Annotated in this window: 24 protein-coding genes; 9 read left to right on the forward strand and 15 right to left on the reverse strand. The window is 54.3% G+C overall.

Translation table 11 applies throughout. The features are described from left to right. Positions 1–26: 26 nt before the first annotated feature. The 8 genes from AC6I8T_RS10030 to AC6I8T_RS10065 all read right to left on the reverse strand — a co-directional run bounded on the left by AC6I8T_RS10030 (position 27) and on the right by AC6I8T_RS10065 (position 10,440). Positions 27–1,274: an NAD(P)/FAD-dependent oxidoreductase gene (locus AC6I8T_RS10030; RefSeq protein ID WP_208725456.1), complete on the reverse strand. Its 1,248-nt coding sequence runs from the start codon at positions 1,272–1,274 to the stop codon at positions 27–29. A 4-nt stretch (positions 1,275–1,278) separates the two neighbouring features. Continuing rightward, a complete protein-coding gene (locus AC6I8T_RS10035) occupies positions 1,279–1,626 on the reverse strand; it encodes a RidA family protein (protein WP_021183257.1) in 348 nt (115 codons plus the stop codon). An 11-nt stretch (positions 1,627–1,637) separates the two neighbouring features. Then, the gene (locus AC6I8T_RS10040; RefSeq protein ID WP_497833779.1) at positions 1,638–3,137 is read right to left on the reverse strand and encodes an amidase; all 1,500 of its coding nucleotides are present in this window, start codon (positions 3,135–3,137) and stop codon (positions 1,638–1,640) included. 44 nt (positions 3,138–3,181) lie between these two features. Continuing rightward, complete coding sequence (locus AC6I8T_RS10045) at positions 3,182–4,393, reverse strand: MFS transporter (RefSeq protein ID WP_208725458.1); 1,212 nt, start codon at positions 4,391–4,393, stop codon at positions 3,182–3,184. Positions 4,394–4,582: 189 nt separating this feature from the next. Beyond that, positions 4,583–5,515 (reverse strand): LysR family transcriptional regulator, encoded by a 933-nt coding sequence (locus tag AC6I8T_RS10050; RefSeq protein ID WP_208725459.1) that lies wholly within the window; start codon positions 5,513–5,515, stop codon positions 4,583–4,585. A 17-nt stretch (positions 5,516–5,532) separates the two neighbouring features. Then, complete coding sequence (locus AC6I8T_RS10055) at positions 5,533–6,261, reverse strand: amino acid ABC transporter ATP-binding protein (protein WP_021183253.1); 729 nt, start codon at positions 6,259–6,261, stop codon at positions 5,533–5,535. After that, positions 6,258–7,490: a M20/M25/M40 family metallo-hydrolase gene (locus AC6I8T_RS10060; protein ID WP_497833780.1), complete on the reverse strand. Its 1,233-nt coding sequence runs from the start codon at positions 7,488–7,490 to the stop codon at positions 6,258–6,260. Before AC6I8T_RS10060 ends, AC6I8T_RS10055 begins: the two co-directional genes overlap by 4 nt. Beyond that, positions 7,483–10,440 (reverse strand): FAD-dependent oxidoreductase, encoded by a 2,958-nt coding sequence (locus AC6I8T_RS10065; RefSeq protein ID WP_208725461.1) that lies wholly within the window; start codon positions 10,438–10,440, stop codon positions 7,483–7,485. The genes AC6I8T_RS10060 and AC6I8T_RS10065 overlap by 8 nt, the downstream gene beginning before the upstream one ends. 88 nt (positions 10,441–10,528) lie before the next feature. Here AC6I8T_RS10065 and AC6I8T_RS10070 point away from each other — a divergent pair, with 88 nt between their 5' ends. From AC6I8T_RS10070 to AC6I8T_RS10095, 6 genes are all read left to right on the forward strand, one after another. Then, a complete protein-coding gene (locus AC6I8T_RS10070) occupies positions 10,529–11,425 on the forward strand; it encodes a dihydrodipicolinate synthase family protein (RefSeq protein ID WP_021183250.1) in 897 nt (298 codons plus the stop codon). A 36-nt stretch (positions 11,426–11,461) separates the two neighbouring features. Next, positions 11,462–12,292, forward strand: coding sequence for an ABC transporter substrate-binding protein (locus AC6I8T_RS10075; protein ID WP_208725462.1), 831 nt, complete (start codon positions 11,462–11,464; stop codon positions 12,290–12,292). A 17-nt stretch (positions 12,293–12,309) separates the two neighbouring features. Next, entirely contained in the window at positions 12,310–13,059 is a 750-nt protein-coding gene (locus tag AC6I8T_RS10080; protein WP_021183248.1) for an amino acid ABC transporter permease, read from the forward strand. Then, positions 13,056–14,471 (forward strand): dihydropyrimidinase, encoded by a 1,416-nt coding sequence (gene hydA / locus AC6I8T_RS10085; protein WP_497833781.1) that lies wholly within the window; start codon positions 13,056–13,058, stop codon positions 14,469–14,471. Before AC6I8T_RS10080 ends, hydA begins: the two co-directional genes overlap by 4 nt. Before the next feature lie 45 nt (positions 14,472–14,516). After that, positions 14,517–15,200 carry a GntR family transcriptional regulator gene (locus AC6I8T_RS10090; protein WP_021183246.1) on the forward strand — a complete coding sequence of 228 codons (684 nt, stop codon included), beginning with the start codon at positions 14,517–14,519 and terminating at the stop codon, positions 15,198–15,200. A 185-nt stretch (positions 15,201–15,385) separates the two neighbouring features. Beyond that, a complete protein-coding gene (locus tag AC6I8T_RS10095) occupies positions 15,386–15,745 on the forward strand; it encodes a cupin domain-containing protein (RefSeq protein WP_208725464.1) in 360 nt (119 codons plus the stop codon). A 52-nt stretch (positions 15,746–15,797) separates the two neighbouring features. On the opposite strand, the gene AC6I8T_RS10100 is transcribed toward AC6I8T_RS10095, so the two are convergent. The 7 genes from AC6I8T_RS10100 to AC6I8T_RS10130 all read right to left on the reverse strand — a co-directional run bounded on the left by AC6I8T_RS10100 (position 15,798) and on the right by AC6I8T_RS10130 (position 22,881). After that, on the reverse strand, positions 15,798–16,691 hold the full coding sequence (locus AC6I8T_RS10100; protein ID WP_497833782.1) for a hypothetical protein: 894 nt from the start codon (positions 16,689–16,691) through the stop codon (positions 15,798–15,800). 417 nt (positions 16,692–17,108) lie between these two features. Beyond that, entirely contained in the window at positions 17,109–17,945 is an 837-nt protein-coding gene (locus AC6I8T_RS10105; protein ID WP_208725466.1) for an urea carboxylase-associated family protein, read from the reverse strand. Then, positions 17,945–18,667, reverse strand: a complete 723-nt coding sequence (locus AC6I8T_RS10110) for a GntR family transcriptional regulator (protein ID WP_021183242.1) — start codon at positions 18,665–18,667, stop codon at positions 17,945–17,947. Before AC6I8T_RS10110 ends, AC6I8T_RS10105 begins: the two co-directional genes overlap by 1 nt. A gap of 9 nt (positions 18,668–18,676) precedes the next feature. Then, the gene (locus tag AC6I8T_RS10115; RefSeq protein WP_021183241.1) at positions 18,677–20,185 is read right to left on the reverse strand and encodes an amino acid ABC transporter permease/ATP-binding protein; all 1,509 of its coding nucleotides are present in this window, start codon (positions 20,183–20,185) and stop codon (positions 18,677–18,679) included. 23 nt (positions 20,186–20,208) lie between these two features. Then, complete coding sequence (locus AC6I8T_RS10120; protein ID WP_208725468.1) at positions 20,209–21,024, reverse strand: ABC transporter substrate-binding protein; 816 nt, start codon at positions 21,022–21,024, stop codon at positions 20,209–20,211. A gap of 179 nt (positions 21,025–21,203) precedes the next feature. After that, complete coding sequence (locus AC6I8T_RS10125) at positions 21,204–21,740, reverse strand: NADPH-dependent FMN reductase (RefSeq protein ID WP_021183239.1); 537 nt, start codon at positions 21,738–21,740, stop codon at positions 21,204–21,206. A 16-nt stretch (positions 21,741–21,756) separates the two neighbouring features. Next, positions 21,757–22,881 (reverse strand): porin, encoded by a 1,125-nt coding sequence (locus AC6I8T_RS10130; RefSeq protein ID WP_208725470.1) that lies wholly within the window; start codon positions 22,879–22,881, stop codon positions 21,757–21,759. A 241-nt stretch (positions 22,882–23,122) separates the two neighbouring features. On the opposite strand from AC6I8T_RS10130, the gene AC6I8T_RS10135 reads away from it, so the two are divergent. The 3 genes from AC6I8T_RS10135 (at position 23,123) to AC6I8T_RS10145 (ending at position 25,071) form a co-directional block, all read left to right on the forward strand. Further along, positions 23,123–23,338, forward strand: coding sequence for a DUF1471 domain-containing protein (locus tag AC6I8T_RS10135; RefSeq protein WP_415174219.1), 216 nt, complete (start codon positions 23,123–23,125; stop codon positions 23,336–23,338). A 230-nt stretch (positions 23,339–23,568) separates the two neighbouring features. After that, on the forward strand, positions 23,569–24,405 hold the full coding sequence (locus AC6I8T_RS10140; RefSeq protein ID WP_497833783.1) for an alpha/beta fold hydrolase: 837 nt from the start codon (positions 23,569–23,571) through the stop codon (positions 24,403–24,405). A gap of 297 nt (positions 24,406–24,702) precedes the next feature. After that, positions 24,703–25,071, forward strand: coding sequence for a hypothetical protein (locus tag AC6I8T_RS10145; protein WP_021183236.1), 369 nt, complete (start codon positions 24,703–24,705; stop codon positions 25,069–25,071). Positions 25,072–25,294: the final 223 nt, after the last annotated feature.

Here is a 25,294-nt window from a genome sequence, read left to right on the forward strand (position 1 = left end):
AAGTGTTAAATCGCGCCGCGACGGATTCAGAAGCGTCTGGCCGGGCTAAACGGCTCCATCGCAATGCTGCTGCGTTCACCGTGCATCATCTCTGCCAGCAGCATCCCGGTGGCCGGGCCGAGGGTAAATCCCTGATGTCCATGACCAAAGGCGCACCACATGCCGCGTTGTCCCGGAACTGCGCCAATTACCGGTTTCATATCCGGCATGCAGGGACGGGCACCTTTCCAGGGTTCCGCTTCGACCGCCTCTCCCAGCGGCAACAACTGCCGCGCCACCTGTTCCACCGCTCTGAGCTGATGAGGGGTGGCGGGGGCATCAATATGCGCCAGTTCCGCCCCGGTGGTGATACGCAACCCGCGTGCCATCGGGGCCACCAGATAGCCGCGCTCTTCATCCAGCATCCAGTGACGTGGCGTAGCGCCAGCGACCGGCTGGAAATGTTGATGGTAGCCGCGCTTCACAAACAGCGGCGGACGGTAACCGAAATCACCGGTAAGCTGTGGACTCCAGGGACCGAGAGCCACCACCACCTGACGCGCTTTCACCGCTTCACCATGCTGATTATCAACCTGCCAGCCACCCTCAGTTGTCTGACGCAACGTCTGCGCGTTGCCCTGATGCCAGGCTGCGCCACGAGCAAATAACAAGGCGGCATAGGCTTTTACCAACGCGCCCGGATCGCGCACCGTCAGGGGATCGCTCCAGTACACCGCACCACTCAGTTCAGCCCGCAGCGCTGGCTCGGTGGCGCGCAGTTGGGCTGCATCCAGTTTGCGATGATTCACCCCCAGCGCCAGCAGGTTATCAGCCTCAACAAAGGCCGCATCACGCTGTTTATCGCTGCGAAACAGCATCAGCCAGCCACGTTCGCCTAACAGATGGCGGGCATTAGCCGCATCGAGCAGGGCTTCATGGGTGTCGATCGACAACGCAATCAACGAGGCGTAAGCCGCCGCAATCGGGGCATAAGCGCGGGGTGCTGAGCGAGCATAGTAGCGCAGCAGCGGTGACGCCAGCGCCGGAATGGCACGCGGATGATAGCGTACATCCAGCCGACGGTTGCCTGCCACGCTAAGTAGCGTCTTGATATCACGCGGGAAGGCGTAAGGATGCACCGCCTCCCGCTGGATGATCCCCGCGTTACCGTAAGAGGTTTCCTCGCCGGGTTCGCGCCGGTCCAGCAGCGCCACATCGTAGCCGCGCTGTTGCAGGTGGAGGGCGCAACTGACGCCGACCATTCCCGCGCCCAGCACTAACACATCATGTGCCATCGCTTCACTCCGTTTTGGGTTTCTGTGCCACCACGGTAATTTCCAGCAGCGCCTCCTGCAACACTAATCCAGCCAGTACCGTGGTTCGCACCGGCAATGGATCGCTAAACCATTTGGCATAAGCCAGGTTAAAGGGTGCAAACAAGTCCGCGTCAGTTAAATAAACGGTGCAGGAGAAGATATCCGCCAGCGTGCAACCCTGTTCTTGCAGCGTGGCTTCGATAGTTGACATGACGCGGTCGGTCTGACGGCTGACTTCCGCCGCCAGCGTGCCATCTTCTTCAAAACCGATCACGCCGGATAACCACACCTGGTCACCGACCAGACGCACTTTGGAAAAAGGTAAATTCATACGATCCTCGTTTACTGGCCTAAAGGGAGATAAAAATCCGCCATGCTGGCGATGGGGCGCGCCTGACGCAGTGCGTCAAGGTCCGGCACTGGCCGCGCCAACTGCGAATCGTGCTTAAACTTCTGTTCCAGCGCCTGCGCCACGCGGAGTACACCGCTGTCATCACCGCGCTTGCCGATAATCTGTAAACCAAACGGCATTCCCAGTGCATCCTTGCCAACGGGTAAGGAGAGGGAAGGCAGCCCCGCCAGCGAGGTGACATAGGCCAACGCCAGCCAGTGATAATAGGTGCGCGTCGGCTGGCCGTTGATTTCTCGCGGGTAAAGTTCGGTCCACGGACGCGGGCTGATGGTCACCGCCGGTGACACCATATAATCATAGTCGTGGAAGAAGGCTTCCCAACGACGATACAACTGGGTTTGCAGATCCAGCCCACGGGAAATATCCAGCGCGCTGTAGCGCAAGCCTTCCTCAATGTTCATCCGAACATTTTCCCCCACCAGTTGGGGATTCTGCTGATATAGCTCCCGCGTGCCGGTGAGAAACAGCAGCGAGCGCAGCGTCTCAAAGGCTTCATTTGCGCCGTGACAATCGGGCGTCGCTTGCTCGGCACTGGCGAACAGTGGGGCGATATGCGTCATCTTCTGACGGAAGCTGTCAGCAACGCCTTGCTCAGTAGGCGCGAAACCAAAATCGCTACTCCAGGCAAGGCGCAGCGACGACAAATCGGTTGTGGGTAGCGGGAAAAACTCCTGTGGCTGGCGTAGCTGACGCCCCGGCACCACATGGGAGAGCGGATCGCGCGCATCCTCGCCCTGCATCACGCTTAACATCAGCGCGGCATCCGCTACCGTGCGTCCCATCGGGCCAAGGGTGGAGATTTGCAGCCAGGCACAGCCGCGTTTTTCTGCCGGAATCAAACCTGCCGTGGGGCGAAATCCCACCACGCCATTAAACGCCGCCGGGTTACGCAGCGAACCGCCGGTGTCGGAACCGGTCGCCAGCGACACCATGCCGCAGGCCAGCGCAGCCGCCGAACCGCCAGACGATCCTGCCGCTGAACGGGTGGTATCGAACGGGTTGCCGGTGGTGCCATACACCGCGTTGCGCGAGTTACCGCCTGCACCCCATTCTGGTACGTTGGTTTTACCCACCACGTTGGCACCGGCGGCACGCAGCACTGCCACCAGACGCTCATCCTGGGGTGCGAGGTTATGGCGCTTCGCCACGCTGCCAAAGGTGGTAGGCAGGCCGGCCACATCAATCATATCTTTGACGCCGAGCGGTAAACCGTGCAGCGGGCCAAGCGGTTCGCCGCGCAGTACCGCCTTGTCCTGCGCCTGTGCCGTGGCACGCGCGGCGGCGAAATCACAGGCGACCATCGCGTTAACCGCGGGGTTGACCTCTTCAATACGGTTGATGCAGCTTTCCAGTAATTCACTTGGGGCAATGCTTTTTTCCCCAATTAACCGACGGGCTTCGCTCGCCGGGAGATCACATAACGTTTCCATCGTCAGATCCTTTATCAATTAAACCCGCGCGATTTATCGCGCCGTTACGGAGTCGGCATAATTGCCTGGGTGCTTGTTTTCTCGGTGCGGATGGTCAGGCTCATCAGGGTTGAGAACAGCGCTGCGCCCATCAGGAACAGAAATGCCGACCCGAAGCTGAAATGTTGCACCATCAGGCCGATCGCCAGTGGGGCGATAAATCCAGCCGCCTGGCCGCCAAAGTTGATCACCCCGATGCCCGAACCCACCATGCGCGGCGCCAGAATTTTGGTCGGAAGCGCGACGGCGATCGCCAGCACAAAGGATTTAAAGAAGTAGGTAAACGCCTGGGCGATAATCACCCCGGTGAGGGTTTCCGCCCGGTACATGCAGCCGATGGCAATGGCGGTAAATAACGCGCTGAACAGCAACATCAGGTTTTCGCGGCCATTGAAGAATTTCACCATCACCCAACCGCCGATGGCAGTGGCGATACCGGCCATCAGATAGGGGATCGGCAACAATACGCCGACGGCTTTGAGGTCAAGATGGCGTTCCGTCATCAGATACACCGGCATCCAGGAGTCGAGGCCTTTGTTGATCAGGCTGAGGCCAAACCACACCGCAGCAATCTTCCACAACAGCGGATGTTTCATGACGCTTTTGACGTCACCCAGGTTGATGCGGCTACGTTGCTGACTGTCACTGGCCGGGGTGTTACGCACCGTCAGACTGTATATCAGGACAAACGCCAGGCCCAAAATCCCAATCAGCATAAAGGTGTGACGCCAGTGAAAATGCAGCAGCAGTGGGGCAATCAGTAGCGGGGCGATCATGCTGCCGATGTAATTTGACGAGACCAGCAGCGAGGTGATTTTCGGTTTTTGTTCCGTGGTGTAGTTTTCCGCCGCGTTTTTGATCGCCGCAGAAGGAAAGGCACCTTCGCCCAGACCAAACAGCAGGCGAATCACCAGCAGCGAGGCCAGTGACCAGGCCAGTCCGGTCAGCAGGGTGAACAGCGACCAGAAGCCAATCGCCATAATCACCACCATCTTGGCACCGTAGCGATCGGCCAGCCAGCCGCCCGGCAGTTGCATCAGCCAGAAGCCAAAATAGAACACACTTAACACCAAACCCAGCTCAGACGGGCTGAGATGCATCTCAGCGGTGAGCGCCGGTGCGCCCATACTCAAGACAACGCGATCAATAAAAGCGATACACCAGGCGATATACAGCAAAATAACCACCCAGTGCCGGTAGAACGATGAATCTCGCATGGCTGTTCCTTAATAACCGGTGAATTGAATTTCGCAACGCAAATTCATCCTGCCATGCGTTCAGGGTTATCACCATTTCAACTTTTTCACGCCAGCGATATCAAAAAGGCAAAGATAACGCCATGATAAGTCATGGTTATCCTGAAGGGGCAAAATCAGCCCCTCAGCGCGATTTTTAATAAGTGGCGGTTATGATGTGACGGCGGAAATAAACGGAAAGGCGTCCATTTCGCGAATAAAATGATCGATAAACGCGGTTACCGCTTTCGGCATACTGCGTCCCGCGAGGGTATTTAGTTCGATATTGATGCCGTGCAGATCCTGACCCACCAGCGGTACGGCACACAAATTATGGGTACGAATATATTCCCGCACAGTCATTTCGGAGGCCACCACCATGCCTTGCTCATAACGCACAAAAGCCAGCAGGGCGCTGATGGAGTTGGTGACAAACACCGGGGAGATGGTGATGCCCTGGCGGCTACAGCAAGCGTCAAACAGGCGGCGCAACATGATCGGCCGTTCCGGCAAACCCAGCGGATAGCCACTGAGCTGCGACAATTGCAGGCCGCTGCGTTTCGCCAGCACATGGTCCGGTGGCATCACCGCCACCAGCCGTGACTGCAAACGCCAGGCAACGTGAATATTCTCTTCCGGGATCTGGCTGAAGGTCAGCCCGAGATCGCTTTCCCCCTCGCGTAATCGCCGCACCACCTCTTCGGCGTGGGTAACATGCAGGCGAAAATGGATATCGGGATAGTGGCGGCGAAAGGAGGCGATCATCATCGGCAAAAAATCGACGCTGAAACCGGCGGAGCTGTCGATACGCACCTCGCCTTTCCGTAATCCATTGAGTTCCGCCAGCTCGTGCAGCACTTTTTCACTTTCCAGTTGCGTGCGGATCGCCCACGCCGCCAGCAGTTCACCGGCAGCGGTGGGGATCATCCCTTCCTTGCGACGTTCAAACAGCGTTTCGCCCAGCCGATCCTCCAGCCCGCTAATCTGGCGACTGATCGCCGAAGCGGCGACATTCAGTTTCTGAGCCGCCAGGCTGAGTGAGCCGGAGCGCACCACTTCAAGGAAGTAACGTACCGAGTTTTCCTGCAAGTGGCGTACTTTCATGCTGATCCTTGTGCTATTTAATGTTGGATGATTTGATCGAGGAAGTTCCTCGCCCGGGGTGATACCGGTGCGGTGAAGAAGGTTTCTGCCTCAGCATCTTCAATAATTTCGCCGCCGTCCATAAAGATAACGCGATCGGCAATTTTACGCGCAAAGCCCAGTTCGTGGGTGACACAACACATGGTCATGCCTTCCGCCGCCAGTTCCGCCATCACCGCCAGCACTTCGGCGACCATTTCCGGGTCCAGCGCTGAGGTTGGCTCATCAAACAGCATCACTTTAGGGTTCATCGCCAGCGCGCGGGCAATTGCCACACGCTGCTGCTGACCGCCCGAGAGCTGCGCCGGGTATTTGTGGCCGTGCCGCTCCAGTCCGACGCGTTGCAATAATTCCTGGGCCTTATTTAACGCCTCCGCGCGCTGGCGTTTCAAAATCCGCATCTGCGGCACCAGCAAATTATCCAGCACCGTCATATGTGGAAACAGCTCGAACGACTGAAACACCATACCGACTTGCTGACGCAGGCTGGTGAGATTGGTTTTTTTATCACTTAACATCATCCCATCAACATTGATTTCGCCGCGCTGAAACGGTTCCAGCGCATTGATGCATTTAATTAAGGTCGATTTACCGGAACCAGACGGGCCGCAAATCACCACCACTTCGCCTTTTTTGATATTGAGGGTGCAATTTTTTAACACCGGCAACTGACCATAATATTTCGACAGATTATTAATGGCGATCATGCAGATTTCTCCTGCAAAAGGGTTAACAGGCTATTCGCCACAATCTGCGTGGCACGATGTAAATCATCCAGGTGTACGCGCTCATCGGCGCGATGTCCGTTGGCCTCAAGGAAACTGCGCGGCCCGGCCCCGTACATAATGGTGGGAATACCGGCGGCACTATACAGACGGGCATCGGTATACAGCGGCAGACCCACTAACGGGATAGGTTCTTGCAGGATAGCTTCGGCCTGCTGGCTGAAAATGTTCGCCAGTTCGATACTGGCAGGCGATGAGGTGAACGGACGCGCCAGCAAAATACGTTTCACATCACAGGTGATACCGCTGAGCTGTTGTTCAACATCCCGAATCAACGCCAGCAACTCCGCTTCAACCGCTTCCGGCTGCTCTTCCGGGATAATGCGACGATCGAGGCGGATCACCAGGTTATCCGACACCACGTTGGTGTTGATGCCGCCCTCAACCAGGCCAATCACCAGCGTGGGGGAATCGATACCCGCTACCGCAGAATGTTTTTCCGCCAGCGTGTCGCGATAGCGATACAACGCGGTCATTAAACGGTTACCGGCTTCAATGGCGTCACAGCCGCTGGACGGGAAGGCGGCATGGGCGGATTTGCCCTGCACGGCAATTTCCAGATGCAAACACCCATTATGTGCGGTAACGACAAAGTAGCTCAGCGCGGCGCACACCGCGTAATCGGGTTTACTGATGCCATTCTCCAGCAGCCAGCCGGGACCGGTGGCGCCGCCCGTCTCCTCATCGTATGTGATGTGCAGTTCGATGGTGCCGTTTAACGCCGCCCCGCTGTGGATCAACGCCAGCAAGGCATAGGTGTAGGTGGTGATATCCGATTTAGACACCGCCGCACCGCGTCCATACAGCCAGCCATTTTCAATTTCCGCACCGTAAGGATCTTTGCTCCAGCCGCCGCCCGGCGGCACGACATCGCCGTGCGCATTCAGCGCGACCGTCGGCCCCGGTCCGAAACGATGGCGCACGATCAGGTTAGTGGCGCTGCGCATCCCGGCTGCCAGTACCACCTCATCTGGCACGGTAAAGGTTTCAACCTCCAGTCCAACGTCGCGCAGTAGCTGCGCGGTGACCAGCGCATGTGGGGTGCAATCGCCCGGTGGGTTGTCGGAAGGCGTCTGCACCAGACGTTTTAACATCTCAACCTGTTGGGAGAAGTGACTTTCAATCCATGTGGCGACACGTTGTTTACTCATTGACTGCGGTCCTGTGATTATCGAAACGGGAAAGGTGGAAAGGCGACAGATCGATGTCGCTGCTGCCGCGCAAAATGAGCTGCGCCAGACTGTGGGCCACCACTGGCGACAGGGTGTAACCATTAGAAGTGACGGCGTTGTAAAAACCGGGCAGGCCGGGGACGTCGCCAATGATCGGCGCGCCATCAATATTGATATTCATCCCGGCCCAGCTACGTACCATATGCAGGCCACTTAAGGCAGGCAGGACGCGATTGGCGACCCATAAATTGCCTTCGATACTTTCGCGACACGGCTGATTCAGGCGCATCGCCGGGTTAAATTGCGCGCTCCAGCCGCCGCCAATTAATAAACTGCCGTGGGCGGTTTGCTTCAGGCTGAGGTGACGCCCGGCGTGGGCAATCAGATGATCGACCAGCGGCACGGCACGTTCGGTGACGATCATTTGCAGCGGTGCGCCTTTCACCGGCACATTGATGCCGACCATTTCACCCACTTTGGCCGCCCAGGCACCGGCTGCGTTAATCACCCGTTGGGCTTCAATCACGCCACGGCTGGTCTGTACCCGATACCCGCCATGTGACATGCGTTCAATCGCTGTCACATCGGTGCCGCGCTGAAAGCGTGCCCCCTGGGCACGCGCCAGTTTGTTCACCACATAAGTGGCGCGCAGTGGGTTGATTTTGCCCTCCATTGGGCAGAATTCAGCGCCGATCAGCTGCGGGGAAAGGTGAGGGGAAAGCCGTGCCAGTTCACTGGCATCCAGCAGCGTCGCGTCGATGCCAAAGCGGCGTTCCAGCGCGATCTTCTGCTCAAGAAAACGCATCTCCTGCGCGGTTTCCGCCACCATCAGACCACCGGTGATTTTGATCTCCAGCGACTCACCGCTCGCCGCTTCCAGTTCCTGCCACAGCCGCACCGAGAGCGGCCCAAGTGGTAGCGTTTGCGCAGCGGGACCACCGCCTTGCTCGGCTTTGGCACCAAAATCAAACGACAGCAGCTGGACATGCAGGCTGCCCGCGTTGGCGCCGGAAGCCTGTAAATTGATGTCGTCGCGCTCCACCACCAGGGTATCCGCGCCGCCAGCGGCAAGGTAATAGCCAAGACAATTGCCCATGACGCCGCCGCCGATCACCAGCACATCCGTTTTTTGCGGCGCTATCGGTGAATTTTCGACCGGGCGCGCCAGGTTAGGGGTGATAGCCGGTTTGTGGCCGCCCCATTCCTGTTTCTCAAACGTCAGCGCGGCGATCGGCACCGGACGAACCGGGAAGCGCGGGGCATAAAACCCGGCGGTGTGGTGGTGACGCCCGGTCATTTCGCTCACCAGTTGCGCCACCATCCCGGCGCAGGTGCGCCCCTGGCATAATCCCATCCCGACGCGCAGGTTACGTTTCAGCGCGGCGGGTGTGTCGATACCCTGACGGATCGCGCTGCGCAAGCGGCCAAGGGTGATATTTTCACAACGGCAAATCACCGTCTCATCGGGTTGCGCTTGCAGGGTGACCGGCGGTGCCTGGTACACCTGCCACAATGCCTGCTGGAATGATTCGGCACGGGCAACCTGTTTTTTCAACTTATGCGTATCGATGCCGCTCGCCGTTTTCCCCAGCGCGCTGAGTGCGCGATAACCGGCCAGCTGACCGCGAGCCTGGGCAATCTGCGCGCCACCCAGCCGTGCGCCATCACCGACAACGTACACGCCGGTCACGCTGGTTGCGCCCTCGGCGTCGGTTTTGATCGTCGGGGTGCTGAAAGGTGTGCTGGCGAGTTGCTGTTCACAACCCAGCGAACGCGCTAAATCGGTGGAGGGAATAAAACCGTGTCCCAGGCACAGCACATCGCACGGGATTTCGCGACTGGAGCCAGGAATGCGTTGTCCGGCTGCATCCACCCGCATTACGGTAATGCGTTCGAGGCGATCCTGCCCGTGTGCGGCAACCACTTCATAACCCCAGCTTACCGGCACGCGGTTTTTCTTCAGGATGGAGAGATAGTACTGGCCCTTGAGCAACAACTCAGGGGCTACTTTGGTCATGGTGAGGATCTGGCGCAGCAAGCGGATGCCGGGTTTTGCTGCGCGTTCCAGCACCTCAACCACCTGACCTTCGCTGGCAACCAGTTCAGCGGCAAACTGGAGATTCAGCGGCCCGTTGCCACTTACCACCACTTTTTCGCCGGGGATCACCCGATAAGCTTTTGCCAGCGTCTGGCCTGCGCCGGTGGTCATCACCCCAGGCAAAGTCCAGCCGGGAAAGGGCACCGGGCGTTCATACGCACCGGTAGCGATAATCAATTGCTTCGGGCGAATCAATAATGACGTGTCACGCCAGATAACCCCGATCTCCTGTGCGGAGAAGGCGGCCCAGACCGTGGCCTGTTGCAGGATCTCAACCCCGGCTGCCAGGGTTGCTGACAATAACTGCTCGCCATCACGCCACTGCTGCGGCGCTTTGCCGTGCAAGGTATGAGAAGGGGCCAGCGGTTTAAAAAACTGGCCGCCGCTTTGTGGTCGCTCATCAATCACCAGCACCGTTGCACCCGCACTGGCCGCGACGCGGGCGGCTGAAAGTCCGGCGGGTCCGGCACCCAGCACCAGCAAATCGTACTCGCGTGTTTCCGGTGCGATGTTGTCTGGCACCGATGTCAGAGGAATGGCCGGGGGTTGGTCGGCGCGCTGGCTGTGCACCTGCATACCGTCCTGCACTAACGTCATGCAACTGCGTTGCGATCCTTTGCCATCCACCTGCACCACGCATTCGTAGCACGCCCCCATGCCACACCATAAGCCGCGTTTTTCGCCCGGTGTTTCCTCGCGGATTGCCACAATATTTTGCCGCGCAAGGGCAGCAGCAATGGTTTCGTCAGGCAGCGCCGGTACGGCTTTGCCATCAAACCAGATGGTCAGGCGGTCGCCCGCAGGAGTGATATTTGGTGATTTGAGTTCCATAACGCTTGTGATCCAGCAACGCTTGTGTATACAGTATGTATACGGTATACAAACGGTATGCATCAAGTATTTTCTTAAGGAACTCAATATGGCAGCGTTTCGCGGTACTTATACGGTGTTGATTACCCCCTTTACTCAGGATGGTTTAGCAATTGACGTGCCAGCCCTGGAAAAATTAGTCGATTGGCAAATTGAACAAGGAATTCATGGGCTTATCCCGCTGGGCAGTACCGGTGAATTTTTATCCATGACGCGTGAGGAACGACAACTGGTCACCGAAACGGTGATTCGCACCGCCAGAGGGCGTGTGCCGGTGTTGATGGGTACTGGCGCAGAATGGACGCCGGAATGCGTTGAATTGAGTAAAGAAGCCGAAGCGATGGGCGCGGATGGCGTGATGATTATCCCGCCGTTTTATAGCTGCCCGAACGAAGACGAGTTGTTTGCCCATTATCGTGCAGTGGGTGAGGCCATCTCGATTCCGATCATGATTTACAACAACCCGGCCACCGCCAATGTCGATCTGCTGCCGAAAACCGTGGCGCGTTTATCGGAAATCGACACCGTCAGCTACATCAAGGAATCCACCCTTGAGGTGACGCGTGTACGCGACATCATCGAACTGTGCGGCGATCGCATGAACGTTTTCGCGGGCATTCTGGGTTACGAATCTTTCTGGCTGGGTGCCTGTGGCTGGGTGGCGGTGGCGTCCAACCTGTTACCGGCGCAATGCGCACAGATGTTTGAAGCCGCGTGCGATCGTCTTGACCGCAATGAAGCGCTGGCGCTGTACCACAAAATTCTGCCCGTGGTGCGTGCCGTTGGCGGGCCACATTACGTGGCCGCCAGCAAAGCGGGTCTGGCGATGATGGGACTGGAGGTGGGGATCCCGCGCGCTCCACGTCTGCCGCTTGCCAGCAACCTGGAACAGGTGCTGCGACATGAATTAGAAAAACTCAACGTGCTGAACAGCTTCAAGCACTGATAACCGGCCTGATTGTTACTTATTCGGAGAATGTAAATGAACGCGAAATTAACCCTGATTGCGGCTGCGTCTCTTCTGACCGGTAGCCTGTTTGCACAGACCAGTTTTGCCGCCTGTACCCCGGTGCAGGGCGCAACGCTGGTGACCGCGGGTGAGTTAAAAATGTCCACCAACCCGACACTGCCGCCACTGCAATATGTTGACGGTGAAGGACAATTAAAAGGAATGCGTATTGAGCTGGGCGAGGAGATTGCCAGGCGCCTGTGCCTGAAACCTGACTATACCCGCATCGAATTCTCCGCAATGGTGCCCGGTTTGCAGGGTGGCCGCTGGGACATGATCAACACCGGCATTTTCTTCACCCCGGCGCGCGCCAAAATGATGTACATGATCCCGTATGAAAGCCAGGCCATCAGCGTTTCGGTGGCACCCGCCGATAGCGGCAAGATCCAGAAGGTTGAAGATCTGGCAGGTAAAAGCGTCGGGGTAGAAATCGGCGGCTTTGAAGAGACTACCATCCGTAAGATCAGCAAAGAACTGGAAGCGAAAGGCCTGAAACCGGTAGATATCCATACCTTTGATAACTTTACCGTGGCGTTCCAGGCATTGCGTGCACAACAGGTGAGCGCGGTGATCAGTATCGATGCAGTCGCAGCCGATTATCAGCACAAAGGCATGTTCAAACAGGTGCTCTCTGGCCTCGAACCCACGCCGGTGGCCATCGCCTTTAAAGATGCCCATCTGGCTGACGCCACCGCCAAAGTGCTGAACCAGATGAATGCCGATGGCAGCTTACCTGCGCTGTTTAATAAGTATGGCGCGAAGATGATCACCGGAACCTTTAGTGTTCAGGGTCCTAACTCTTAAGCGAAGGAAATTTCATTATGATTCAGGGCTGGAGCTGGGAAGGGTACTTCCATTATCTCACCAACTATTTCATTTTCATGGGGGCGGTGAACACCGTCCTGTTAACCCTGGCGGGTATGGCTGGCGGGCTGGTACTGGGAATATTACTGGCCTTTGCCCGGCTCTCGCCCTGGTCCTGGATTAATCAGATCGCACGGGCTTATATCTGGGTTTTTCGCGGCACGCCGTTACTGGTGCAGCTGATTATTATCTATACCGGCCTGCCACAAATCGGTATCCGCTTTGGCGTGATTGAGGCGGTGGTGATGGGCCTGGTATTGAATGAAGCCGCTTACCTGGCGGAGATCATTCGCGGTGGAGTGCAGGCGTTGCCGAAAGGGCAAATCAATGCTGCCAAAGCGCTTGGTTTTAACCATCTGAATGTGGCGCGCTATGTGATTTTCCCGCAAACCATGCGCTTAATTCTGCCCTCTTTGGGGAACAGTTTTAACGGGTTACTGAAAACCACCTCGATTGCCTCGGTGATTTCCGTGGAGGAGTTGTTACGTCGTACGCAAATCCTGATGCAGGAACAGTTCATGGTGTTGGAGCTATTTATGGTTGCCGCCACCTATTACCTGCTCCTCACCACCTTGTGGGACTTTATTCAGCGCAAGATCGAACGTCATTACGCCAAAGCCTACCAGAGTGCCACCCACACCAGTGAACCGGCACAGCCGAGCTTTAAAGAAGTGTCCAGCGCTTACACCAGGGAGACGCAGCCATGAAATCCTTTGATCTGATTGTGAAAAATGCCGATATCGTGACGGCATCCGATCGCTATCGGGGTGATATTGGTATCCATAATGGCCGCATCAGCGTGATCGCGGCTGAGCTGGATGCCGCGCAGGCACAGCAGGTGATTGATGCTGAAGGCCGCATGGTGACGCCTGGGGGTGTCGATGCCCATTGCCATCTCGACCAACCTTCCACCGATGGCTCGGTGGGGGCCGATGACTTTATCAGCGGTACCCGTTCAGCAGCCTGTGGCGGTACCACCACCATCATTCCGTTCGCCATGCAGTTTAAGGGGCAGAGCCTGAAGCAGGCGATCGCCGATTATCATCAACGGGCGGAAGGCAAAGCCAGTATCGATTATGCGTTCCACGTCATTATTACCGATGCCAGCCAGGCGGTGATTGACGAGATCCCGGAAGTGATTGCGCAGGGTTATACCTCGTTCAAGATTTATATGACGTATGACGCGTTAAAACTGACCGATCATCACATCCTCAATGTGCTGGAAGCCGCACGCGAGGCGGGTGCGATTTCGATGATTCACGCAGAGAATGATGATTGCATCAGTTGGCTGACGGAACGCCTGAAAAAACAGGGGAAAACTGCACCGCGTTATCATGCGCTGGCGCATTCGCCCATTGGTGAGCGCGAAGCGACGCACCGCGCTATTTCTCTGGCGGAGTTGGTTGATGTGCCAATTCTGTTAGTTCATGTATCAAGCCGCGCCGCCATAGAACAGATTTACTGGGCGCGGGGTCAGGGCATCAATATTTTCTCCGAAACCTGCCCGCAATATTTGTTTCTGACCGCTGAAGATCTCGGTATTGATGACAGTTTCCACGGCGCGAAATGCATTTGTAGCCCGCCACCGCGGGATACCGATAGTCAGAATGCGGTATGGAATGCCTTAGCCAACGGCACCTTCACTATTTTTTCCTCGGATCATTGCCCGTTTAATTTTGATGATCCTCGCGGCAAGAAATTACACGGCGACAATGCCTCTTTCGACCTGGTGCCGAACGGTATTGCCGGGCTGGAAACGCGTATGCCGCTGTTGATGAGTGAAGGCGTATTGCAAAACCGTATCTCGGCACAGCGTTTTGTCGATTTGACCGCCACCGCACCGGCAAAACTCTACGGACTTTATCCGCAGAAAGGCAGCATCGCGGTGGGTTCAGATGCGGACCTGGTTATCTGGGATACCGATCTCGATAAAACCATTACTAACAATGATTTGCATACCAATGCTGATCACACTCCGTATGAAGGCAAACGGGTGCAGGCGTGGCCCGCCCTCACGCTTTCGCGCGGTGAAAAAGTCTGGTCAGAAGGGCAATATCACGGCAGAGCGGGCAGTGGGGCGTTTCTGCCCTGCGCGGTGCCTTTCCCTGTGAGAGGATAATCCGGTAAACTCACACCCAATTTTACTCCTGGAAACTGCATAAAGATGACCGACTATCAGGATCATACTCTTGCTGCGATTATGGCTGCGAAGCCGTTGTATATGAAATCAGCCAGTCTGTCTGAACAGGTTTATGCATTGCTGAAAGAGTTAATTCTGGAGCGTAAGATCCCCGGCAGCAGTGAAATGCTGGAGTCGCGCCTGGCGGAAGAGTTACAGGTATCCCGCACGCCGATGCGTGAGGCACTGGTGCGCCTGGCAGGTGAAAATCTGCTGGAACGCCGCGGTGCCCGTTCTTATACCGTGCGCACCATCGATATCAAAGAGTATCTGGATACTATGGCGCTGCGTGAGGTGCTGGAGGCAGAGGCGGTGGGTAAGGCGCTGGACAAAATCAGTGCCGCCACCCTCGACAACCTGATTAAAGAGTTGCAGGAGTTGATCGCCAGCGAAACTGAGCAGGAGCATCTTTACTGGCGCTTCGATGAAAAGCTGCATAACACCATTGCCGAAGCCAGCGGCAATCTGGTGCTGGCGCAGGTATTGAAGGGATTGCGGGTGAACGTGCGTCTGTTTCGTCTGCACAGCCCGTTGCACCGGCAGCAGGAAAATCACGCTGAGCACCTTGATCTGTTGAATGCCATGCGTGAAGGCGACCGGGAAAAAAGCCTCGCCTCAATTCGTAAGCACATCATTAACCTGCGCACTGACGTAATCTCTTCGCTGTAAACGCCATTGATAAAGTCATAGCTTGACGGCTATGACTTTTTTGTCGCCTGACAAAAGTTTCTGCTAAACCCCTGCGGATTTACACCCAAAAGTTTCTTCTGGCGCGTGAAAACTGCCGCCATTTCGCGCATGCATTGTTTAAGCTGACTTCAGCCTAACAAGTTGAAAATGAGGAAATTTTTTATATGAAAGTGCAAAAATTAACGCAGCCAGCGGCCATTAAACAGTTGGAAGATTGGGGCAGCGTTGAGGGTTTACCCGGCACTGCCGCCATTCAGCTTTCCGGTATTCAGACGGTGATTGCTGGTAAGGAAGACATTGATTGCGGCATCTTTGCCTGCACCGCGGGAAGCTATCGTCGTGGCGTGAAACAGGCGGAGGTCATGCATTTCCTCGAAGGGATTGGCAGCTTTACGCCAGACGGTGAGGCTACTTTAACCTTCAAACCGGGCGACAGCTTTTTCTTTGAAGCCAACACGCAGGGCACCTGGGTGATGGAGACGCCAATGCGTAAGTTGTATGTGATTTTTGATGCTACTGCGTAATTGCACTGATGGGTAACGGCGCGATTGATCGCGCCGGAAGTGGGCGAGGGGATTACGCCCGTATTGGGCCAGGAGGTGGGATGACGAGGGTGTTTAACGACTGGAGATTCTCTTCCAGTTGGGTAACAACCTTATTTAGCTTGTTAAGCGTGAGTGTAGCAGCGTCGAATTGATCCCAGACGGGACTAAATCTTTCACTGTTGCAATGCCTCTGTAAATTGCTCACGATATCCGCCTCCTTACTTTCAACTTGTCGAAATAGATTCTCCAATAAATCAAGGTCATCGATAATATTATTTATGAAAACATTGTTTTGTTTTACAATGGACTGGTCGCCATACTTATTATTCGCTTTGAATGTCTGAAGGTATTTCCTGCATTCCAGTATTTTATTATTAATTTCATCGCCTGCGGTGTTGAAACATCTTTCGAATGAGATGCTTTTTAAGTCCGGACTGGCATTTACAATTTCCCCGTCAGGAAGCCTGACGTTGGTGAGTCTGACGTTTTTTATTTCGCTAATGATTTCACGTAAGGTATCACAGGCTATTGTCTTATGTCGTATTGCGGTGGTTAAGATATCCCTTTCATTTTTTGTTGACCTGGCGCAGCGCTGCGTTATCTCATTTTCTACTATTTTATTGGCTTTTTTCAGGATGCCTGACGTTGCGTCAACTTTTGCTGACTCTTTACGCGACAACCATTCCTGGGTGGTTTTAATGTTTTGTTCGCAAACATCCTGGGGCATACCAAAAGACTTAATAAATTCGGAATATGATGTGGAGCAGGAAGCCACGCCCTGATTAGACACCATGCTGTTACCACGATCATTATTTATAAACTTCATAGATGAAACCATATTGCCATCATTATTCTCATTGGGCTGACTGGCAATACGTGTAACAGCCAAAAGGGGCATCAGGAGGAATTGAAATGATGACCTCATTATTTTTCTCCATTGGTTTATGTCGAGACATGAAAACATAGCATGAGGATGAGTTGTCTCCATTGCCGTTCAGAAAAATATCAGGGAAGTGATGAGATATAAGGTTTAGATCAGGCATCGCTACGTGAATTCTGAGAGAAGCGCAGGGGGATTGGGCGGGAGATTTTGCGTAGCGCTGCCAGGTGTGTTCCGGTTATTTCGTAGCGGCGCGATTTATCGCGCATCATCCAGCAGTGGTGACGTAAAACCTGCGCGATAAATCGCGCCGTTACGGGATGGGGTGGCGTTGCGGGGTTAGCCGGATATCGTATTTAACATAATATACATTATGCGCCATTGATCGTGATTTTATCCCCAGACCAGAAATTCAGATTATGTTAAGAACCAGCCCCCGCGGCTGGCTCTTGCTTGTGGCAATTACCAGCTCACTGGCTTCAACTGCATACCATGATTACCCCGATAATTCGGCGATTCTGATGGCTTCCAGTTTGTCAGTAACGCTTCCTGCGGTTTATAGATTTCTACCCCCAACGGACGGCACACTTTCAGCGTATCCTCTGCTTCATCACCCCACATTGGCAATGACAGATCGCCACCCGGACAGGTTGACAGCGCGCATAACAGATCGATCTCGGCAAAGAACTCAAGGTAGTCGCCTTTCTGCGCCGGACAGGCTTTCATAAAATATTGGTCATCATCATTCAGACCAGTGCACTGGAAAACGTTCATCACATCATGAACATCAAATTCCGTCAGCCCCCACGGCTGCACGGCACGCACCAGGTTTGAATGACAATGGAAATCAAAATCCTCACCGGTCAGCAGCTTGTTAACATAAGGATCGCAACGTGTGCCCAGCAGATCATGCACGCGCCCACCGTCGCTATCGATACCATAATCCGCCAGTGAATCTGCGGTAATGGTCGCCATAGGCCGGATAAACGGCAAGTTTGACCACAGACGATCATAAGTAGAAAGATGCGCCCGTTGTAGCTGGCGTGTGCGGGAAACCCACATTCTTTCACGCGGATCGCGGCGGTTCCAGATATTCAAATCCCCTACCTGCGGGCCTTCTGGCGTGGTGATACGGAACAGATGTCCGGCCGGGACTTCCCAGGCAAAACCCGTACGGATCGGGATCAAATGGGATGCGGTCAACTCGCGTGGCCCTTCGGCCAGCGCCTGATAAAACGCGCGATCAACATCCAGTGCAGAGCCGGATGTGCTCTGATAAGCGGCAGGATAATTCGACATCAGTATGATTCTCCTTGAGAAAGAGGATGGCTAAAGGTGGCGGTCAGTTGACGCTCCGAGTAATCGAGATAGTCAATCAGCGCACGACACGCCGCCTCACTTTGTTGTTGGCTCAGTAATGCCAGGATTTCGCGGTCACGCGCAATCCACGGCAACTGAAAGTCACGTTCGCCGGCTCCGCTGCAAAACAGCAGACGTAATTGCGCCAGCAGCACGCTGAAAAAATCATTAAAACGCGCACAACCCAGCATCTGCACGATGCTTTGATGAAAACGCAGACTGTGGGTACCGACGCTGCGCCACGCCTCGTTCGCCGCAGCTTGGGCGGCGTTATCCAGATGCTGCGCCATACGCGCCAGGTGAAAATCACTGATCGGGCTGTTGACCGTCAGCGCCAGTACTTCCAGATGCCGACGCGCCTTGAAAATGTCACGCACATCGCGCTTATCGAGCTGACGAACAAACACCCCGCGATTCTGGTGATAATTCACCAGCCCTTCGCCATGTAAAAAGCGCAGCGCTTCGCGAAGCGTGTTACGTGAGCTATCGCATAACGCTGCCAGTTCGATCTCCGCCAATGCCTGTCCCGCAACCAGGTTGCCGCTGATGATATTTTCTCGCAGCAAAATCGAAATCCGCTCAAAGGCAGGCAAACCCGATAGATCAAGATGTTCTGGAATTTCAATGGTTAAGGTACGGGTTTCTCCGGCAGAACCTTTCATGCTTTGCCCTCAGGCCGTGGCCATATCGTCAATAAAACGGAAGATGCGGTGATCGCGCATTTGACGAATCTCAGCCGGTGAAGCGTCAATTTCAATGCGCCCTTGCTCCATAAACACCACGCGATCGGAAATGGCAAAAGCAAACTTCATCTCATGGGTGACGATCAGCATGGTAATCCCCTCCTCTGCCAGCTTTTCAATCACCTGCAACACTTCGCTGACGCGCTCCGGGTCCAGCGCGGAGGTCGGCTCATCAAATAACACCACCGCCGGTTTCATCACCAGAGTACGTGCAATCGCCACTCGCTGCTGCTGGCCGCCGGATAACTGATGCGGATATTTGGTGGCATGTTCCAACATGCCGACTTTATCCAGCATCGCCAGACTGCGTTGATGCAGATCTTCACGGCTATCGAGGTTGTGCAGACGCGGAGCCAACATCAGGTTCTCCAGCACCGTTTTGTGCGGGAACAGATTGAAGCCCTGGAATACCATGCCAAGTCGGGTGATCTGCGCCCGATAAGGCAAGGCATTTTCACGCTGACCGGCACGGATAAATTCTTGCCCCAGCAGTTCCACGCTGCCCTGGTCCATCGTCTCCAGACCATTGACCATGCGGATCAAGGTAGTTTTGCCGGAGCCTGAAGGACCGATAATTGAGATCACTTCGCCGGGCTGGACGCTAAGGTTGATATCCCGCAGCACCGTCTTGCCATTAAAGGCTTTGCTCAGGCCGGTTAATTGCAGAATCGGTTTGGCTGACGCGCTATGGCTTTTACGTGTCTGCACCTGCGGAGCCGGTAAACGGGCTCTGGCCTGGGCGACATCAAAAGCTGCCGGGGTGCGATTCTGCACATCCCAACGACGCTCCAGCCAGCCGAATAGCCGTTCGAACAGGGTGACAATCAGAACGTAGTAACAGGCCACCGCCAGCAGCGTTTCCATCACCTTGAAGTTGTCGGTATACAGACGCTCACCCACCATCAGAATTTCTGATAGCGAGATCACCGACACCAACGAGGTCATCTTCACGATGGTGATAAACTCGTTCACCAGCGTTGGCAGTGAGATGCGTAATGCCTGGGGAATGATGATGCTCAAACGGATCTGGGCGTTGTTGAGTCCTAACGCCCTGCCCGCTTCAAACTGCCCACGCTGCACGGACAGCAAGCCACCACGGTGAATCTCAGCGATATAAGCGGTTTCGCTGATAATCAACGCCAGCAAACCGGCGGCGAATGGGTTAGAAAGCACGCCGCTGGTTGCCGGGAAAATTTGCGGCAGGTTAAAGATAAAAATCAGCAGCACCAACAGTGGCAAACTGCGGAACAGCCAGATGTAACAGGCAGCAGCGTTACGCAGCACGGCATTGCGCGACTGTTTTGCCAGCGCGACTCCCAGCCCCAGCACGATTCCGCCTAACCAGGTCAGCACACTGAGTTGTACCACCAGCCAACTGGCCCGCCAGAAGTCTGCGTAGTGAAATAAACTTATCAGGTAAGGCCAGTCAAATTGCATGCTTCCTCCAGTGCTAACCCTTGTTACAGCGTGCCTGCCAGCGCTTTGGCGGTTTCATCGGCATCCGGCATTTGCAGGTTGTATTTCTGCAACAGCGCTCGATAGCTACCGTCGCTCACCTTCTGTGCAAACGAGGCTTTCAGCGCGCTCAACAGCTGTGGATTGTCTTTATTCACCGCCAGCCCCACCACCACGGGATAAATCATCTGCTGAGAAGAGATTTTCAGGCGGTTACCGGTTTTTTCGACGGTGGCTTTGGCGACGGCAGCATCTTCGTACTGCACATCCACCGCGGCTGACAGCAAAGCCTGAGTGGCTTCCGGCGAGGTCGGGAATTCACGTACCGAAATAGCCCCCAGCCCTTTAGGCTGACAGTAGTCAACAGACACCTTATTCAACCGGGCGATCCAGGCTCCGCCTTTGATCGATGCTACCCGCTTACCGCACAGATCTTCCGGTTTCTGCGGAGCAAAACTGGAGCTGGCGGTCACCAGCAGCGAACCCCCGGTCTTCATATACGGCAGGAAATCCACCTGCTGCGCCCGTTCAGGCGTGACGTAAAGCGTGGAAGCCACGACGTCGAATTTGTTGCTTTTAAGACCGAGGATCAGGCTGGCAAAACGGGTGTCCTTCACCACCGGCTTGAGTTTCATCGGTGAGGCGATCAGGTCAATAAACTCGGCATCAAAGCCCGCTGGTTTATCCTGTTTGAGGAAGTTATACGGCGGATACGTCAGGTCAGAGCCAATGGTCAGACTACCGGGTACAAGGGTGGCAGCCTGGGCCACGCTGAAAAACACAGGTGCGGCAAGACAGGCCATGCGTAACATCGTTTTCATAGTGGAGCCTCTGGTGTTGTTTGTTCAACAATGACTAAGCATTAAGTGTGCCAGTTTTATCTTTGCTGATAATTCATGTCAGAAAGAACCGGCGCAGTTGAAAAACGGAGGCGGGGTTGAACCAATATGGGGCAGGAAATCAGGGGTTATGCACCAACATAACCCATCATTGACGAAAATTAGTGTCCGGCAAACTCGGTAAAGGCCACCAGTTGCCGTGTCAGGAAGCGTTTGGTGTCTTCATCCACCAGCACACCGTCAATCACCTTATGGCCGACATCGCCGATCATCGCTTCTGGCTTATTCAGAACTTTGGCGTCGAAATAGCCAAGGATTTGCCGCAGATGCATCTGCGCCCGCACCCCGCCTAATTTGCCCGGCGAAGCGGATTGAATCAGCACCGGTTTCCCGGCCAGTGGCTGGGGATTGACCCGTGACAACCAGTCGAGTGCGTTTTTCAGCAAACCCGGTATCGAATGGTTGTATTCCGGCGTAATGATCACCAGACCATCGGCCTGCTTAATCTGTTCAGCCATCGCGACCACCGCTGCCGGGAATCCGGCCATTTCGGTGTCCATGCTGTAATGCGGGAATTCGCCAGGCGAGCCCAGTGCCTCAAACACCACGCCCTCAGGAGCCAGTTCCGGTAAGGTACTGGCGATGGCGGCATTCACCGAACCACTGCGCAAACTACAGGTTAATGTGACAAACTTCATCGTTTTCTCCTTAACGTTAAAACTGATACACCAGACCGATGGCGAGGACATCGTCAGTGGAGACACCCGCTGCGGTTGTGAAATCGCTGCTATCGATCAGGTTCAGCTTATAGTCGACATAGGCGAGCATATTTTGATTGAAAAGATATGACGTACCGAAATCGACAAATCTCACCAGATCCTGATTGCCATACAGCTTGCCATTGCCCGCCAGACCGAGATCTTTAGCCCGAGCCTGGTTATAGGCGATAAACGGAACAAAGCCTGAGTCAAAGGTGTATTGAGCAAAAACTTCGAAGATTTGCGACTGGTTGGCATAGCCATAGATGTCAGAACCGCTGCGGGAACCAAAGCGTGAAGCGTTGTACGCCTGGGTGTACATGGTGGCGACATACCAGCCATGCGCATCATATTTCAGTGCGGCCGAGTAAGCTTCCGCATGATCGCCCCGCCCCATGATGCCGCTGGCGGTGCTGTTCTGCTCGCGGGTGCGGTCGGAATGGGTAAAGGCACCGACGGCTTTAAAGCCATCGCCAAACGCCCAGGCAACCGACATCCCGTAGCCGTCGCCATTTTGTCGCAGGACATCGCGCGCGCCGGGTTCTCCACCGCCATCATTTTTACCCTGATATTGCAGGGTAAAATCCAGCCCCTGAACCGCACCAAAGAAACCGGTATTGCGGTATGTCGCCAGGCTGTTGCCGCGCCGGAACATAAACTGGTCGGTATTGTAGGTCAGGGCGTCAAACTCGGGCTGCATATCGGTCAGGCTGAGTGCGTCGTATAACACCCCGACGTTGCGCCCATAGTCAAAGGAACCATATTTACCGGCTTTGATCCCGGCAAACCCCAGGCGAGTGAACATCGAGTCGCTTTCACTTTCGGCCTGATTGGTATTGAACTGGCTTTGCCATTGTCCATAGCCGATAAGCAGATCAGAAATCTGTGTCTGCCCTTTGAAGCCGACGCGCATATAGGATTGATCGCCGTCCTGACTTTTATCATCGCTAAAATAGCGCAAGCCGGACACGAGTCCATATAAGTCTAATTTGTTGCCATCTTTGTTATAAATTTCGGCTGCTGAGGCGTGGCTGCCGATAAAAATCCACGGTGCTAACAGCGCCAGTGTTGTGAGCTTCATTTACCCCTCCCCTGAAAGAAACGCGTCAATTATCTGAGGGGGATGGAAAAAAAGTAAGTTATACAGAAGGATAGTTATACGAAGATATAATTGCTCACGCTGCCCTGATGATCTGTTATTCCTTCAAATTATCTGAATGACTTCGCCAGGTATCCGCTATTTTGTTACCTCGCCCCGGTGTTTACAATTTATTCAATCGCAGCCAAGTCTGCTTATAAATTGGATCACACAGGAAATCATCATGAAATCTTTCAACATTATTATTGCCAGTCTTGCCCTGCTATTTTCGGTGGTCAATGTGGCGCAAAGCGCACCGGCCCGCAGCACCCTGTTGGATGATGCCGCTGCTCGGGTCGTGATGCAGTCGAAAGAAGCCGGGGCCACCTGGAAAGTCGACAGTGAACGCTATGTGAATCATATCGAGCCTGGCGCAGAGTTGATTAAATACACCCGGTAACACCGTCTCTCATGTACAAATTGAGCCGTGCTCCCGCCCTGCATTAATCGATGCAACCTTATGAAATACAATTGAAAAACCCTTAAGCCAACCGGTAATCAAGGCCGCCGGGACAGGCTTGTGTCCCGACAGTGACAGGCTTCTCTGACTATACTTTCGCGGGGGAAAAATCGTGTGCCACCCCCGGGGCTGATGAAGAAAACCTTAAGTATCAATGAGGAGTCTGTTCTATGGCATTTGTAACGACACAAGATGGCGTGAATATTTTCTTTAAAGACTGGGGCCCCAAAGAGGCTCAACCGATTGTTTTCCATCACGGTTGGCCGTTAACGGCGGATGACTGGGACAATCAGATGCTGTTCTTTCTGGCGCAAGGTTACCGGGTGATTGCGATTGATCGTCGCGGTCATGGTCGCTCGGACCAGGTCAGTGACGGACATGATATGGACCATTACGCAGCAGATGCGTCAGCGGTAGCGGAACATCTTGACCTGCATCATGCGGTGCATATCGGCCACTCTACCGGTGGTGGTCAGGTGGCCCGCTATGTTGCCAAATATGGCCAGCCGCAGGGGCGTGTTGCCAAAGCGGTGTTGATCAGCGCGGTGCCTCCGTTGATGTTAAAAACCGCCAGCAATCCCAATGGCACCCCGCTGGAGGTGTTCGATAGTTTTCGCGCCGCGCTGGCGGCAAACCGTGCGCAGTTCTACCTTGATGTCGCTTCCGGCCCTTTCTATGGTTTCAACCGTCCAGGTGCAGAGATTTCCCAGGGAACGATTCAGAACTGGTGGCGTCAGGGGATGATCGGCAGCGCCAAAGCGCATTACGAAGGGATCAAAGCCTTTTCGGAAACCGATCAGACGGAAGATTTAAAGGCCATCACCGTTCCCACCCTGGTGTTGCAGGGCGATGACGATCAGGTGGTGCCCTATAAAGCGGCCGCCTTGTTGCAGGATGAGTTACTGCCAAACAGCATCTTAAAGATTTACCCCGGCTTCCCTCACGGTATGCACACCACCCACGCTGATGTGATCAACGCCGACCTGCTGGCGTTTATTCGCGCCTAGTTTTATTATCGAAGCGGTTAATTCAGATGAATCAGGCAGAGGAAGTTAATCATATTTCCCTGCCTGTTTTTTATTGTGTTTTCCTGTAAAGAACATTCCGCAATGGCATCAAATTTTATTTATCATGATAAGAATTAATAGCAATTGATATGATAAGCCTGCAATACATGCCAGACTGATTAAATAGATGAAAAATAGACCATTTTTTCAATAAAAAGCCTGATTGACAAACACCCTTTCCCGACTAGATTTCAATATGTGTCGCTGTTGAAATATAACCGAAGCCAGAGGTGTAACATGAGACTCTCTCTCAAGTCAGACGTGCCCGCATTGCAAGGGAAACTTGCTGAATATGAAAAAGATGAAACCATAACCAATATTGAAGTCCTGGAGTTAAGTAAACTCGCTGATGATTATATGGCGAAAGTGCAGGCTGAATATTTGAATCTGGATAAAGACGTTTTCCAGGTTTGTATTGATGACATTTCTCAGGCAATGCAAAAGATGGCGATTGAAATTGAAAAAAACAAACCATCACAAGAAGATAGTGATAACCTGAATGCCGCCATACAATTTCAGTTAGCGCAACTGGTCATTAATTACAATCGCACCGTGGGTAAAGTGAAATTCAAATCCGGATTCCTGGCCCTCAGTAAAAACAGTTGACCTCCCCTGTAGCGGCGCGATTTATCGCGCGCCCTGGCCATTGATGCGTGATTTATCCTGGGCATTAAAACCAGCCAGAAAACAGCGCGATAATTCACGCCGCTATCAACATTACCTGATGATAATGTTAACAATTGTGCTAACATGCACAGGCATTCTAACTACCATACATCTCGCGCAGGTTGAACCTGCCTTTTTTCGCACTATATTGGCTATTGAGCAC

Source organism: Pantoea sp. X-Soil-OKNW-556 (genome assembly GCF_059730695.1).

Bases quoted from the DNA above. Each gene is read 5' to 3' on its own strand.
- AC6I8T_RS10125 (WP_021183239.1), bottom strand. From the start codon at position 21,740: ATGAAGTTTGTCACATTAACCTGTAGTTTGCGCAGTGGTTCGGTGAAT.
- AC6I8T_RS10130 (WP_208725470.1), bottom strand. From the start codon at position 22,881: ATGAAGCTCACAACACTGGCGCTGTTAGCACCGTGGATTTTTATCGGC.
- AC6I8T_RS10055 (WP_021183253.1), bottom strand. From the start codon at position 6,261: ATGATCGCCATTAATAATCTGTCGAAATATTATGGTCAGTTGCCGGTG.
- AC6I8T_RS10140 (WP_497833783.1), top strand. From the start codon at position 23,569: ATGGCATTTGTAACGACACAAGATGGCGTGAATATTTTCTTTAAAGAC.
- AC6I8T_RS10145 (WP_021183236.1), top strand. From the start codon at position 24,703: ATGAGACTCTCTCTCAAGTCAGACGTGCCCGCATTGCAAGGGAAACTT.
- AC6I8T_RS10080 (WP_021183248.1), top strand. From the start codon at position 12,310: ATGATTCAGGGCTGGAGCTGGGAAGGGTACTTCCATTATCTCACCAAC.
- AC6I8T_RS10105 (WP_208725466.1), bottom strand. From the start codon at position 17,945: ATGTCGAATTATCCTGCCGCTTATCAGAGCACATCCGGCTCTGCACTG.
- AC6I8T_RS10065 (WP_208725461.1), bottom strand. From the start codon at position 10,440: ATGGAACTCAAATCACCAAATATCACTCCTGCGGGCGACCGCCTGACC.
- AC6I8T_RS10035 (WP_021183257.1), bottom strand. From the start codon at position 1,626: ATGAATTTACCTTTTTCCAAAGTGCGTCTGGTCGGTGACCAGGTGTGG.
- AC6I8T_RS10100 (WP_497833782.1), bottom strand. From the start codon at position 16,691: ATGAGGTCATCATTTCAATTCCTCCTGATGCCCCTTTTGGCTGTTACA.
- AC6I8T_RS10090 (WP_021183246.1), top strand. From the start codon at position 14,517: ATGACCGACTATCAGGATCATACTCTTGCTGCGATTATGGCTGCGAAG.
- AC6I8T_RS10115 (WP_021183241.1), bottom strand. From the start codon at position 20,185: ATGCAATTTGACTGGCCTTACCTGATAAGTTTATTTCACTACGCAGAC.
- AC6I8T_RS10030 (WP_208725456.1), bottom strand. From the start codon at position 1,274: ATGGCACATGATGTGTTAGTGCTGGGCGCGGGAATGGTCGGCGTCAGT.
- AC6I8T_RS10060 (WP_497833780.1), bottom strand. From the start codon at position 7,490: ATGAGTAAACAACGTGTCGCCACATGGATTGAAAGTCACTTCTCCCAA.
- AC6I8T_RS10040 (WP_497833779.1), bottom strand. From the start codon at position 3,137: ATGGAAACGTTATGTGATCTCCCGGCGAGCGAAGCCCGTCGGTTAATT.
- AC6I8T_RS10045 (WP_208725458.1), bottom strand. From the start codon at position 4,393: ATGCGAGATTCATCGTTCTACCGGCACTGGGTGGTTATTTTGCTGTAT.
- AC6I8T_RS10135 (WP_415174219.1), top strand. From the start codon at position 23,123: ATGAAATCTTTCAACATTATTATTGCCAGTCTTGCCCTGCTATTTTCG.
- hydA (WP_497833781.1), top strand. From the start codon at position 13,056: ATGAAATCCTTTGATCTGATTGTGAAAAATGCCGATATCGTGACGGCA.
- AC6I8T_RS10095 (WP_208725464.1), top strand. From the start codon at position 15,386: ATGAAAGTGCAAAAATTAACGCAGCCAGCGGCCATTAAACAGTTGGAA.
- AC6I8T_RS10075 (WP_208725462.1), top strand. From the start codon at position 11,462: ATGAACGCGAAATTAACCCTGATTGCGGCTGCGTCTCTTCTGACCGGT.
- AC6I8T_RS10120 (WP_208725468.1), bottom strand. From the start codon at position 21,024: ATGAAAACGATGTTACGCATGGCCTGTCTTGCCGCACCTGTGTTTTTC.
- AC6I8T_RS10070 (WP_021183250.1), top strand. From the start codon at position 10,529: ATGGCAGCGTTTCGCGGTACTTATACGGTGTTGATTACCCCCTTTACT.
- AC6I8T_RS10050 (WP_208725459.1), bottom strand. From the start codon at position 5,515: ATGAAAGTACGCCACTTGCAGGAAAACTCGGTACGTTACTTCCTTGAA.
- AC6I8T_RS10110 (WP_021183242.1), bottom strand. From the start codon at position 18,667: ATGAAAGGTTCTGCCGGAGAAACCCGTACCTTAACCATTGAAATTCCA.